This is a genomic window from Sulfitobacter sp. W074, from assembly GCF_025142275.1.
Classification (GTDB): Bacteria; Pseudomonadota; Alphaproteobacteria; order Rhodobacterales; family Rhodobacteraceae; genus Sulfitobacter; species Sulfitobacter profundi.
Genome location: NZ_CP081130.1, coordinates 2,904,953 through 2,917,060, shown reverse-complemented (window position 1 = coordinate 2,917,060; position 12,108 = coordinate 2,904,953). Strand labels below are relative to the sequence as shown.

At 58.5% G+C, this 12,108-nt stretch carries 12 protein-coding genes; 7 read left to right on the top strand and 5 right to left on the bottom strand.

The genetic code is table 11. The features are described 5' to 3' along the window. The first annotated feature begins 124 nt into the window (after positions 1 to 124). Positions 125 to 412: a co-chaperone GroES gene (gene groES, locus K3762_RS14420; protein WP_067267338.1), complete on the top strand. Its 288-nt coding sequence runs from the start codon at positions 125 to 127 to the stop codon at positions 410 to 412. Between the two features lie 64 nt (positions 413 to 476). After that, complete coding sequence (gene groL, locus K3762_RS14415) at positions 477 to 2,120, top strand: chaperonin GroEL (protein ID WP_132444287.1); 1,644 nt, start codon at positions 477 to 479, stop codon at positions 2,118 to 2,120. Positions 2,121 to 2,232: 112 nt separating this feature from the next. Here the strand turns inward: groL and K3762_RS14410 are convergent, their stop codons facing one another. Next, positions 2,233 to 2,661, bottom strand: coding sequence for a response regulator (locus tag K3762_RS14410; RefSeq protein ID WP_067629591.1), 429 nt, complete (start codon positions 2,659 to 2,661; stop codon positions 2,233 to 2,235). A 23-nt stretch (positions 2,662 to 2,684) separates the two neighbouring features. After that, positions 2,685 to 4,715 (bottom strand): ATP-binding protein, encoded by a 2,031-nt coding sequence (locus tag K3762_RS14405; protein WP_260010156.1) that lies wholly within the window; start codon positions 4,713 to 4,715, stop codon positions 2,685 to 2,687. A gap of 67 nt (positions 4,716 to 4,782) precedes the next feature. On the opposite strand from K3762_RS14405, the gene K3762_RS14400 reads away from it, so the two are divergent. The 3 genes from K3762_RS14400 (at position 4,783) to K3762_RS14390 (ending at position 8,087) form a co-directional block, all read left to right on the top strand. Further along, positions 4,783 to 6,231 carry an extracellular solute-binding protein gene (locus tag K3762_RS14400; RefSeq protein ID WP_311198985.1) on the top strand — a complete coding sequence of 483 codons (1,449 nt, stop codon included), beginning with the start codon at positions 4,783 to 4,785 and terminating at the stop codon, positions 6,229 to 6,231. Between the two features lie 70 nt (positions 6,232 to 6,301). Next, positions 6,302 to 7,057 (top strand): ATP-binding protein, encoded by a 756-nt coding sequence (locus K3762_RS14395; protein WP_132444289.1) that lies wholly within the window; start codon positions 6,302 to 6,304, stop codon positions 7,055 to 7,057. A 181-nt stretch (positions 7,058 to 7,238) separates the two neighbouring features. Next, the gene (locus K3762_RS14390; RefSeq protein ID WP_132444290.1) at positions 7,239 to 8,087 is read left to right on the top strand and encodes a DMT family transporter; all 849 of its coding nucleotides are present in this window, start codon (positions 7,239 to 7,241) and stop codon (positions 8,085 to 8,087) included. Here K3762_RS14390 and K3762_RS14385 read toward each other — a convergent pair. Beyond that, positions 8,053 to 8,517 carry an NUDIX domain-containing protein gene (locus tag K3762_RS14385; RefSeq protein WP_132444428.1) on the bottom strand — a complete coding sequence of 155 codons (465 nt, stop codon included), beginning with the start codon at positions 8,515 to 8,517 and terminating at the stop codon, positions 8,053 to 8,055. The genes K3762_RS14390 and K3762_RS14385 overlap by 35 nt on opposite strands. Before the next feature lie 63 nt (positions 8,518 to 8,580). On the opposite strand from K3762_RS14385, the gene K3762_RS14380 reads away from it, so the two are divergent. Both K3762_RS14380 and K3762_RS14375 read left to right on the top strand, forming a co-directional pair. Further along, entirely contained in the window at positions 8,581 to 9,381 is an 801-nt protein-coding gene (locus K3762_RS14380; RefSeq protein WP_132444291.1) for an alpha/beta fold hydrolase, read from the top strand. After that, entirely contained in the window at positions 9,368 to 10,510 is a 1,143-nt protein-coding gene (locus K3762_RS14375) for an alpha-D-ribose 1-methylphosphonate 5-triphosphate diphosphatase (protein WP_260010152.1), read from the top strand. The genes K3762_RS14380 and K3762_RS14375 overlap by 14 nt, the downstream gene beginning before the upstream one ends. A gap of 2 nt (positions 10,511 to 10,512) precedes the next feature. Here K3762_RS14375 and K3762_RS14370 read toward each other — a convergent pair whose 3' ends face one another. Continuing rightward, complete coding sequence (locus tag K3762_RS14370; RefSeq protein WP_132444293.1) at positions 10,513 to 11,583, bottom strand: 5-(carboxyamino)imidazole ribonucleotide synthase; 1,071 nt, start codon at positions 11,581 to 11,583, stop codon at positions 10,513 to 10,515. Further along, on the bottom strand, positions 11,576 to 12,061 hold the full coding sequence (purE, locus tag K3762_RS14365) for a 5-(carboxyamino)imidazole ribonucleotide mutase (RefSeq protein ID WP_206054287.1): 486 nt from the start codon (positions 12,059 to 12,061) through the stop codon (positions 11,576 to 11,578). Before purE ends, K3762_RS14370 begins: the two co-directional genes overlap by 8 nt. Positions 12,062 to 12,108 lie beyond the last annotated feature (47 nt).

Below are 12,108 nucleotides of genomic sequence, written 5' to 3'. Positions count from 1 at the left end.
GAACGCAGACTGCTGCTTAGCTATGCATCGTTATCACTCACAAGGGTTGAGTGCTAACGGCTGCACCCCTCGCCCGGAGGGGGTGGCTTGGAAGAGTAACTTTGAGCCTTAAGGAGCTGCAAAGATGGCATTGAAACCGCTTCATGACCGTGTGCTGGTAAAGCGTACCGAAAGCGAAGAAAAAACCGCCGGCGGGTTGATCATTCCTGATTCCGCCAAAGAAAAGCCTTCCGAGGGTGAAGTTGTTGCCGTGGGCACCGGCGCACGCAAAGACAACGGCGAGTTGATCGAAATGGCCGTCGCACCCGGCGACAAAATCCTGTTCGGCAAATGGTCCGGCACAGAGGTCACCGTCGACGGCGAAGAAATGCTGATGATGAAAGAAAGCGACATCATGGGGATCATCGCGTAAGCCACCCGGCTTGCCGACCCTCTGAAGACGCTCACATCAATCCAAGATTTTAGGAGAAGACAACATGGCTGCTAAGGACGTCAAATTTGACACCGATGCCCGTAACCGGATGCTCAAGGGTGTGAACATCCTTGCCGACGCGGTGAAAGTCACACTCGGCCCCAAAGGCCGGAACGTGGTTCTGGACAAATCCTTCGGCGCACCGCGCATCACCAAAGACGGTGTATCCGTGGCGAAGGAAATCGAACTGGAAGACAAGTTCGAGAACATGGGCGCACAGATGGTCAAGGAAGTTGCTTCCCGGACCAACGACGAAGCAGGCGACGGCACCACCACCGCGACTGTTCTGGCCCAAGCCATCGTCAAAGAAGGCATGAAATCGGTTGCCGCTGGCATGAACCCGATGGACCTTAAGCGCGGTATCGATCTGGCCACTGCCAAGGTCGTCGAAGCGATCAAAGCCGCTGCTCGTGACGTATCCGACAGCGACGAAGTCGCGCAGGTTGGCACAATCTCCGCCAACGGTGAAAAAGAGATCGGCCGTCAGATCGCAGACGCGATGCAGAAAGTCGGCAACGAAGGCGTGATCACCGTCGAAGAGAACAAAGGTCTGGAAACAGAGACCGATGTCGTCGAAGGCATGCAGTTCGACCGCGGCTACCTGAGCCCCTATTTCGTCACCAATTCCGACAAGATGACTGTCGAGCTGGAAGACGCGATCATCCTGCTGCACGAGAAGAAACTGTCGAGCCTTCAGCCGATGGTTCCCCTGCTTGAGCAAGTGATCCAGTCGCAGAAGCCGCTTTTGATCATCGCCGAAGACGTTGAGGGCGAAGCCCTGGCGACACTCGTCGTGAACAAACTGCGCGGCGGTCTGAAGATTGCTGCTGTGAAGGCACCGGGCTTCGGTGACCGTCGCAAAGCGATGCTGCAAGACCTCGCGGTTCTGACCGGTGGTCAGGTGATCTCCGAAGACCTCGGCATGAAGCTTGAGTCCGTGACCATGGACATGCTGGGTTCTGCCAAGAAAGTCGCGATCACCAAAGACGAGACCACTGTCGTTGATGGCGCAGGCGAGAAGGCCGAGATCGAAGCACGTGTTGCTCAGATCCGTAACCAGATCGAAGAAACCACCTCCGACTACGACCGTGAGAAGCTGCAAGAGCGCGTTGCCAAACTGGCAGGCGGTGTTGCCGTGATCCGCGTCGGCGGCATGACCGAAGTCGAAGTGAAAGAGCGCAAAGACCGCGTTGATGACGCCCTGAACGCGACACGTGCCGCTGTTCAAGAAGGCATCGTTGTTGGCGGTGGTGTTGCTCTGGTTCAGGCGGGCAAAAAGCTCGAAGGTCTGGCCGGCGACAACAACGATCAAAACGTTGGTATTTCCATCGTGCGCAAAGCACTGGAAGCACCGCTGCGTCAGATTGCTGAGAACGCTGGTGTGGACGGTTCGGTTGTTGCCGGCAAAATCCGCGAAAGCGACGACCTGAAGTTCGGCTTCAACGCGCAGACCGAAGAATATGGCGACATGTTCAAGTTCGGCGTCATCGACCCGGCGAAAGTGGTGCGTACAGCATTGCAAGACGCGGCTTCGATCGCTGGTCTGCTGATCACCACCGAAGCGATGGTCGCCGACAAGCCTGCTAAAGACGGCGCACCCGCCGGCGGCGGCATGCCCGACATGGGCGGCATGGGCGGCATGATGTAAGCCAGCCCTATTGGCTAAAGTTCAGGAGGCGTGCCAGCAATGGCGCGCCTCTTTCCGTTTAAAGGCAGCGACTATCCGGGTTCGATGGCCCTTTATCTGGTTCTCACGGTGATCAAGCTGGCAGTTCTACGATCCGCGAATAGGCATTGAGCATGCCGAGCGCATTGGCAAAGGTCTCTGACGGGTTTTCCTTCACGATATAGCCCGCGACATTCTTGCTATAGGCGGATTGCACGTCCGTGGGCATATCGGAGGTGGTGAAAACAAAAACCACCATCCGCTCCAACGCCGGATCGGCTCGGACAACTTCCAAGAACTCAAGCCCGCCCATGCGCGGCATATTGAGGTCAAGTGTGACGATATAGGGCGGCAATCGCCCATGCCGCTTCACCTCCTCCGCTAAAAATTCGAGCGCATGTTGCCCGTCGTGACAAACCGCCGTTTCGTTGACGATCTTCAACTTGCGCATCGCCCGTTGCATGGCCATCACGCTGACTTTGTCATCGTCTACGATAAGAAATTTCGCGGGCGTCGTTTTCATCCAATATTCCTTTTCGGCTTGGGTCACGCCGCCGCCGCCACGGCCAGATTGCGGTGCGTTTGCGTTGCCAATGGAAGCTCCACAACAAAGGTCGATCCGCGCTTTTTGTTGGGGTCGGAGACCAGCGTGATCTTCCCTTTCTGGTGAGACGCAAGCTTGCTTACGATGGCGAGGCCCAAGCCGCTCCCTTCAACCTCATCACGAGATTTAAGTGTTTGAAACAGTTCAAATATCTTCTCTTGGTGCCGAAGTTCTATTCCAGGCCCGTCATCGCGCACGCTTAGAACAACACGGTCCTGCTGCACCTCGGCATTAACATGGATGGTGCCATGATCCCGGTCATGGTGTTTGATTGCATTTGAGATCAGGTTGCCCAAAATCTGCTGCAACGGCGAAAGCTGTACGTCGATGATCTGGTTTGTCCCGGCAAAGCTAATTTTGAACCGACCCTCGGTGTCGGTATATCGGGCAAGGTCTGCCACCAATCGGGCAAGGTGCACCGGCTCTGGCGCGGGTTGGTCCTGTCCCGCCCGGGCGTAGTCCAAAAGATCGTTAAGAAGGCGGTTGAGCCGATCGATCCGTTGTTGTGACATAAGCAAATAGCTTCGGCTTTCCGCACTCAGCGCATTTTCCTCATCCTCAAGGACCCAAAGGCTTAGTTCATGCACCGCACGGAGGGGAGATCGCAGGTCGTGGGCGGCCACATAGGCGAATTTCTCGAGCTCAATGTTCGAGCGCCGCAACTCTTCCGCAGTTGTGCGGAACACAACTAATGCACGTGCCATCTCTCCTAGTTCGTCCTGCCCTCGCACGGTGACGGGGTGATCAAGGTCACCCTGAGCGATAGCCGTGACGGAATTGGTCAATCGATTGATGCGACGGTTAAACTGCCGCTCAACAACAAAGCCGTTGGTAAGGGCAATCACGAGAAGCGCGCTTCCAACGGTGAGGCCAACAGTCCATATGACCCGATGGATGGTGTCGCGCAGCTCATCTGTCGCGAGATCCACCCGCCGCAAAGTGTTCTGAGTAAGATCGGAGGATATGTCCGAAATCCTCACGATCATGGGCAGGTGTTCGGCTTGTAGCGTTTGAACGCTCTCGTGAAACTGCAGACGTGCCGTTGAATGTGCGAAGAAGCTTTTTTCGGGATCAAGCAGCACGTCGCGCAGCGCGTCGATTTGGCGGGCCAGCGACCGTCTACTGGCTGCTTCATGAATGCGCGGTAACCGGGTGATGGCATCCTGGAAATGCTCTTCGACAAGAAGTCGCGCGCGCTCAAGTTGAAGAAGTTGGTTCTGTAGCCCTTGTGAATTGATGATGTTAATAAGCGTGTCGAGACTTAGCCGAATGTCATTGAGATTAATTGCGCTCAACAACATGTCGGGAAAGCCTGAAGGGCGATTTTCTGGGGCAACATCACCGGATGCAAAGCTTCCTGAGACTTCACTCAGCAGGGCTTCGGTTTGCCGTGAAAGTCGGTAGGCTAACTCATCAATAATAGTATGATTCTGTACTTGGATTTGCTCGACAAGATCAAGCGTTGTGAGGATCTGGCCCTCGGCGCGCCGCATTTCCTGAAGGCTGAAAACTGTCGCATCAGATGCCCGCCGCGCCATATGCAGCCGTCCCTCCAGCCGCTCTGCCAGCGGGAGCGCGATCTCCATTGTCTTCAGATTTTCTAAAAGCTCAAAAGTTTTGTCGATTTTTGTTGTGATGTCTTTCCCGAGCGTATCTGGCGACACGGAGGTATCTAATTGATTAAGCTGCTCAATCGAAAGGAATACACCGTTCAAGGACCGCTCAATTTGCTGGGAAATAGCCAACGTAGGAAGGGCCGATTGGCTCAAATGAGCGTGACTGACCAGCACAGATCGCATCTGACCCGTAGCAGCCCATCCCGCAACGCCAATAATGGCCGCCACGAGAAGGAGCGCTGCCCTTAGGCGGGTGCTGATACGACTGCCGAGAAACTGCCGCAGCGACCATGGGGGATGCATCGTAGCCATGCTGACTGAATAGCTGGGACCAATTAACGCAATGTTAATCGCCACGGCTCTAAAACCGGGTTCATCAAAGCGAGAGGGGGCATCCCCCAGCCGCTGATTGGAGGATTGCAGTGTGTTAGGCGGGCGCAGGTTGACAAGGCGAAGGTTCTCTATCGGCCTGGGTGCCGGTCTTAGCACGCTTATCGCCGGTCCGGCATTTGGGGAGACGATTGATATAAAAGTGGCCGCGCGTGCCCGTGGTTTGGTTGGAGATGCCAGAACGCTCTCTGTGCTGCTTCCGGAAGGGTCACGTGCCAATCTTGAACCGGTCGCGGCGGTGTTTACGGAGCGAACCGGGGTGAAAGTCGACCTTCAAGAGGTGCATGTCGATCAGATCAATGCGGAGCTAATGCTAAATAGTGTACTTGGGGAGGCGAAATATGACGTTGCCCTGCCTGCGACCTTTGGGGTGGCAGACCTCGTTGCCGCAGGGGCAATCCACGCTTTGGATGACTACGCCGCACGCTATGAGCCGACGGGATTTCGCGACCCTATGCTCTATCAGGAAGGGGATAGGTTTGACGGTCAGAACTATGGTTTCCAAACAGATGGCGACGCCTATGTGATGTTTTACCATCGCGAAATGCTTCACGATCCGGATGAGCAGGCGCGCTATGCGGATCGTTTTGGTTATTCTCTCGCCATGCCAGAGACTTGGGTGGAGCTGGATCGGCAAATACGTTTTTTTCATGCGCCAGAAGCGGGTCGATATGGCGGGTTGTTGTTTCGCACGCCGGGGTATCTGGCGTGGGAGTGGTGGATTCGATTTCACGCCAAAGGGTATTGGCCGTTGTCCCCCGATATGACCCCGCAAATCGCTGAAGACCCGGGTGTAGCGGCGTTGGAGGAATTGATTGCGATTTCAGACAGCCTCGTCCCCGATAGCTCTAACCTTGGGCTGTTTGAAAACTGGGCGCGATACGCGAAAGGCGATGTCTATTGCAATATTGGCTGGGGCGGTACGCAGAAATATCTAAATTCTCCCCGGTCGTTGATGAGAGGGCGGATGATTTACGGCCCGACGCCCGGTGGGAAAGTTGGGGGGGAACTCCTTGCAACACCCTATTTCAACTGGGGGTGGAGCTTTGTGGTCAGCGCAACATCGGCACAGAAGGAACTCGCCTATTTATTTGCCCTATTTGCCGTCACACCTGAGATGTCGACACTGGCCGTTCGGCAGGCAGATGGCTTTTTCGACCCTTACCGAAAGGAACACTACAGCGATCCGGGCGTAGAAGATGCTTATTCAAAATCGTTTCTTAAGGTACATCGCGCGTCGCTTGACGGGGCAATTCCAGATTTCTACCTAAAAGGGCAATCTGAGTATTTTCAGGCTTTAGGAAGAGGGTTGGATCGGGCGCTGCAGGGCGAGGTTGCGCCGAAAATAGCCCTGAGCCGTGTGGCGCAGCAGTGGCAGCTTATCACCAGCCGGGCGGGGCGGGAGAGGCAAATACAAAGATGGGCGCGCCTTCGTCGAAAGTATCCGCCAAATGCGCGGCGTTTGCTGAGGGATATCACGTAATGGCAGCTTTACTCTTCGATCCGGCAGGTGCGGGGCTCTGTCCAACGGTCAAGCGTAGGGCGTTAGTGATATGACCCATCCCCAGCTATATTCGTCACTCGACGTTGAAATCCCTTTGGGGAAACAGCCAAATACGGCGCCGGACGCAGAGGAGTTTATCCATTTGGTAAGCCATGATCTGCGCGGTTCCATCCGCGCGCTATTGGAACTGCCAGAATGGATTGCCGAGGATATCGAGGAGTCTGGGCTTGAGGTAAGTCCTTCGGTGCATAGTTCCATTACTTTGATGAAGCGGCATACGCAGCGTTTGGATCGGATGCTGTTCGATCTGTTGCAGTATTCCCGCGCAGGGAAGATGGCGAATATACAAGAGGTTAGTCTCCAAGAGAAATTCGATGCTGTGGTAAAGGAAATTGGGCCGACCAGTGGTTTCCGGATCGATCATGACTTTGGTTGCGGCTCATTTCTTATTGATGAAGCAGACCTTCACACGCTCCTTTCGGCATTGATCGGAAACGCGATCAAGCATCATGATAAGTTTTCAGGAAGGGTCAAGGTGGCGGCATGGCGCGAAGGGTCTGCCCTGATGTTGACCGTTTCAGACGATGGGCCGGGGATTCATCCGCGATTTCACGAGCGTGTTTTCAAGCCGATGACCACGTTGCGATCCCGGGACGAGGTGGAAGGCTCCGGGCTTGGGCTGGCTTTGGTTCGAAAAATCGCCGGGAATTATGACGGACATGCCCGTTTGATTTCGACCGGTGCCGAACGCGGTGCGTTGGTAGAGGTGCGTTTGGAGGGAGGCAATATAGGCAGTGCAACATGAAACCCGAATGATCCTGGCAAAGGCATCTGGTTTCACCTGTCGGAATGATGCGCTGATTGGATCCCGTCATCCGATCGCGCTGGTCAAATCGAGGGGGTTTGTCATCACGACCCAGTTAGATTGCTATGTAGGGGGAAATCAGCGCTTGGCGCAGCTGGGTAGGGGGGCTAAGCGAATGGTCATGCAGCTTTTCCTTCTCTCCGCTCTCACCATGTGCGCTTTTGCGGCAAACTCCATTTTAACACGGATGGCAGTAGATGGTGGGCATATTGATCCTGCGGGCTTTGCGCTCGTTCGCGTCGCCGCAGGTGCTTTGGTTTTGGGGGTCATGGTGGCGCTACGGGGCGGGCGACTGCCGCTCTTGCGACGCAACAGGATCGGCGGCGCTGTCAGCCTTGCTGTCTATATGATTGGTTTTAGCCTCGCTTATCTAACGTTGGATGCCGGGCTCGGTGCGCTTATTCTTTTTGGTGTCGTGCAGATTACCATGTTTACCTACGCCGCGATGACCGGCGCGGCCCCCACCGCGCGGCAAATCACAGGCGCCGCCGCGGCCTTTGCCGGATTGGTGCTTGTTCTTTGGCCGGATGGGCAGGGTTCGACAGATATCATCGGCGCTGGGTTGATGGTCGCCGCGGGGATGGGCTGGGCCGCCTATACGATCATTGGTCGCACATCGGGCGATCCCTTAGCAGCGACTTCGGCGAATTTTCTGCTTTGCCTGCCTTTCATGCTTATCCTGCCTGCTTTGACAGGGTCGCATTTCAGTATGACGGGCCTGCTGTTGGGCGCGCTTTGCGGTGGGGTAACTTCGGGCCTTGGGTACGCATTGTGGTATGCGGTGCTGGCCCGGATCGACGGTGGCACGGCGGCGGTGGCACAGCTTAGCGTGCCGATCATCGCCATCCTTGCTGGCGCGCTGCTTTTGGGTGAACCGCTGGACCTCACGCTGCTTATCGCGACGGCGTTGGTTTTGGGCGGGATTGCTTGGGCGATCAGCGCAAGATCGGCTCCAACGGATCGTAGGTGATCGCCGCCTCCGCCGGACCAAAGGCGACTGCGCCGAGGCTGTCGGGCTTGTGTGGAATCTGCGCCAATTCGGATTTGGTGACCCATTGATGTCGGGTGACGATGGCTTCGTGATCCTTCCAGTCTGACGCGATCTGGGCGGGGCCGAGGATATGGCACCTGAAATAGATATCCACCTGATGAAAATCGCCGCTGGGGTCGTGGAATTCGTTGACCAGACAGGGCGCGCCGACCGAGATTGTCAGGCCCGTCTCTTCGAACACTTCGCGGCGCAGGTTGTCGGGCACGGAGGCGCCGGCCTCTACTCCACCGCCGGGGGCGCACATCAAACCCAGTCGATTGTCGGCATAGGCATTGACCAGCAGGAGGCGGTCCTCGTGCAACAAGACAGCGCGGGCGGCTAATCGGGGGCAGGGGCGGGGCATCGGCATACTTTCGTCAGGTAACACGGCAAGACCATTTCACAGTCCCGCCAATCAGTCTATCTGGAGGGCATGATGAAACCTCTCACCTTGCTGATCGCCGCGATTTGGCTGGCGATTCCTCTGCCTGCGGCGGCTGAAACGGCTGCGGGCCGCTGTGTTGTATTGCTGCATGGGCTGGCACGAACCGAGATGTCTTTCGCTGTTATGGAGGCCGCCTTGGCCGCCGAAGGGTACCGCGTGGTGCGCCCCGGCTATCCCTCAACCGAGGCCAATATCGCTGAGTTGACCAAGCAGACCTTGCCACAGGCGGTTGCCGCTTGTGGCACCGCGCAGATTGATTTCGTGACCCATTCTATGGGTGGTATTCTGGTGCGCAAATGGGTGGCAGAGGCTGGCGCCGACCGTGTCGGCCGCGTGGTGATGCTGGGGCCGCCCAATCACGGCAGCGAAGTGGTCGACGAGTTGGTCGAGAACCCCGCCTTTGAGTGGTTGAACGGCCCGGCCGGGGCCGAGATCGGCACCGGGGATGGGGCGCTCCCGAACCAATTGCCGCCTGTGCCGTTTGAGTTGGGCGTGATCGCGGGGTCACAGTCTCTAAACCCGTATTTCTCAAGCCTTTTGCCGGGTCCGGATGACGGGAAGGTCTCGGTCGCGTCGACCCGTGTGGCGGGGATGAAAGAGCATATCGTTTTGCCCGTGACCCACACTTTCATGATGAACAACCCGCGCGTTATCGCCCAGACCATGGCGTTTTTGAGAACCGGCAGTTTTGACCGGTCGATGACCTTTATCGATGGCGTATTGAACGCGATTGGCTGCCCCGAAGGCGGGTGCCTGCCGGGGTTGGGAGGGGACGATGCCAAACCTTGACCTGATGAACGCAGAGGTCCTGCATCCCGAAGGACTTAGCCGCGCGCCGCTGTCTTTTGCCGAGGGGGTGATTAATGACCGCCCGGTGGGGCGGAGCGTTGATTTAACCGGCTTCCAAGTGCTGCCGGGGATTGTCGATCTGCATGGCGATGCGTTCGAGCGGCATTTGGCACCGCGCCGCGGGGCGATGAAGCAGCTTTCCGAAGGGCTGGTCGCCGCAGAGGCGGAACTGGCGGCCAACGGCATGACCACGGCTGTTTTGGCCCAGTTCGTCAGCTGGGAAGGCGGCCTGCGGGGGCTGGGATTTGCCGATCAGGTCTTTAGCGGCATCCGCGACACGGCGCCGGAATTGGTCACTGATATCCGCCCGCAGTTGCGCTTTGAGACCCATATGCTCGACCTCTACGACAGTCTGCCGCGGCGTATGGCGGAGTGGGGCGTGGGCTATGTGGTGTTCAACGATCACTTGCCGCATGACCGCTTGGCGGCGGGTAGGATGCCGAAACGGCTGGTGGGGCAGGCGCTGAAGGCCGGGCGTAGCCCCGAGAGCCATCTGGCGCAGATGCAGGAGATGCACGCTCGGCGCGATGAGGTGCCAGCGGCCTTGGATCGACTGTGCGCAGAACTGGCGCAGCGCGGGGTCAAGATGGGCAGCCATGATGATCAGACCGCCGAGGGGCGCGGTCTGTGGCGGGCGCGGGGTGTGACACTGGCAGAATTCCCCGAAACGCAGGAGGCCGCCGTGGCCGCGCATGGGGCGGGCGATGCGGTGATCATGGGCGCGCCCAATGTGGTGCGCGGCGGGTCGCATAACGGCAATCTGTCGGCGCTGGACCTGATCATCATGGGGCTGTGTCACGCCTTGGCGTCAGACTACCATTACCCTTCGCCGCGCCGTGCCGCCCTCATGCTGGCGCAAAGCGGGCTGCTCGACCTTGCGGGGGCATGGGCGCTGGTCTCATCCGGGCCGGCGCAGGTGCTAGGGCTTACCGATCGTGGCACGCTGGCGCCAGGCAAGCGCGCCGATATCGTTGTGTTGGACAAGGCCACAGGCCGCGTCGCCGCCACTTTCGTGGCGGGGCGGGTAAGCTTCATGTCCGGCGCGGTTGCGGAGCGTTTCGTCGCCTGACCTCAGGCGCGAATGATCTGGTTCACATGGCCCATCTTGCGGCCCGGTTTCACCTCGGCCTTGCCGTAGAGATGCAGCGCTGTGTCGCGCGCGCGGGCAAGCTCTGGCACGCGGTCCATATCGTCACCGATGAGGTTGGTCATCACCACATCCGCATAGCGCTGACCATCGCCCAAGGGCCAGCCCGCGACGGCGCGGATGTGCTGCTCGAACTGGTCGATCGCGCAGCCATTCTGGGTCCAATGGCCCGAGTTATGCACCCGTGGGGCGATTTCGTTCACGATCAGCCCCTGCGGGGTGACGAAAAGCTCAACCCCCATGACGCCGACATACTCAAGCGCGTTAAGCACCCGACCGGCCAGCAAAACCGCATCGGTGCGCTGCGCGTTGCTGATCTTTGCCGGGACGGTGGTGGTGTGCAGGATGCCATCGCGGTGGACGTTCTCACCGGGATCGAAACAGGCGACTTCGCCCGTGGCGCTGCGCGCGGCGATGACGGAAATCTCGGCGCTAAAATTCACGAACCCTTCGAGCACCGAAGGCGCGCCGTTCATCTCGGCCCAAGCGGTGTCGAGGTCGGTATCGTCTTTCAGCCGCGCTTGGCCCTTGCCGTCATAGCCGAAACGTCGGGTCTTGAGGATTGCGGGCGTGCCGATCTGCGCCACGGCGGCCTTCAAAGTCGCGGCGTCGGTGACATCGGCAAAAGGCGCCACCCGCAAACCAAGGTCACCGAGGAAGGTCTTCTCGGTCAGCCGGTCTTGGGAAATGCGCAGGGCTTCGCGGCCCGGACGGAGCGGGGTGATCGCCTCAACCACGTCGAGCGCCTCGGTTGGGATGTTCTCAAACTCGAAAGTGACGATGTCACAGGCGCGGGCGAAAGCCTCTAGCGCGCTGTGGTCGTCATAGCCTGCGGTGGTCACCGCATGGGCCACATCGGCGGCGGGCGGGTTGGCGCCCGGCTCAAAGATATGGGTGCGAAAGCCAAGCCGCGCGGCGGCGACCGAGAGCATGCGCCCCAGTTGACCTCCGCCCAGAATGCCGATGGTGGCGCCGGTTTGCAGTGGCTCAGTCATGCGGCACCTCGGGGATTGAGGCGCTAAGCGCGTCGCGCCAATCGTCCAACCGCTTGGCCAGTTCCGCATCTTGCAAGGCAAGGATGCCCGCCGCCATCAAGGCCGCATTGGCCGCGCCTGCGGCACCGATGGCCATGGTCGCGACCGGAAAGCCGCGTGGCATCTGCAGGATGGAATAGAGCGAATCCACACCCGACAGCGCTTTGGTTTGCACCGGCACGCCAATCACCGGCACGCGGGTTTTGGAGGCCATCATGCCCGGCAAATGCGCCGCACCGCCAGCGCCCGCGATGATAACTTGCAAACCCCGGTCAACTGCCGTTTTGCCATAGTCCCACAGCCGGTCCGGCGTGCGATGGGCGGACACGATGCGCGCCTCAAAGGGGATGTGAAGCTCGTCTAACAGGGTCGCTGCTTCGCGCATGGTGGCCCAGTCGGACTGGGACCCCATGATGATGCCAACCGGGGGCGTGGTCATTGCGCAGGGCCTTCTCTTGGTGGATCAGAGCGCGCACTATACCCATC

Bases quoted from the DNA above. Each gene is read 5' to 3' on its own strand.
- K3762_RS14385 (WP_132444428.1), bottom strand. From the start codon at position 8,517: ATGCCGATGCCCCGCCCCTGCCCCCGATTAGCCGCCCGCGCTGTCTTG.
- K3762_RS14390 (WP_132444290.1), top strand. From the start codon at position 7,239: ATGCAGCTTTTCCTTCTCTCCGCTCTCACCATGTGCGCTTTTGCGGCA.
- K3762_RS14410 (WP_067629591.1), bottom strand. From the start codon at position 2,661: ATGAAAACGACGCCCGCGAAATTTCTTATCGTAGACGATGACAAAGTC.
- groL (WP_132444287.1), top strand. From the start codon at position 477: ATGGCTGCTAAGGACGTCAAATTTGACACCGATGCCCGTAACCGGATG.
- K3762_RS14370 (WP_132444293.1), bottom strand. From the start codon at position 11,583: ATGACTGAGCCACTGCAAACCGGCGCCACCATCGGCATTCTGGGCGGA.
- groES (WP_067267338.1), top strand. From the start codon at position 125: ATGGCATTGAAACCGCTTCATGACCGTGTGCTGGTAAAGCGTACCGAA.
- K3762_RS14395 (WP_132444289.1), top strand. From the start codon at position 6,302: ATGACCCATCCCCAGCTATATTCGTCACTCGACGTTGAAATCCCTTTG.
- K3762_RS14380 (WP_132444291.1), top strand. From the start codon at position 8,581: ATGATGAAACCTCTCACCTTGCTGATCGCCGCGATTTGGCTGGCGATT.
- purE (WP_206054287.1), bottom strand. From the start codon at position 12,061: ATGACCACGCCCCCGGTTGGCATCATCATGGGGTCCCAGTCCGACTGG.
- K3762_RS14375 (WP_260010152.1), top strand. From the start codon at position 9,368: ATGCCAAACCTTGACCTGATGAACGCAGAGGTCCTGCATCCCGAAGGA.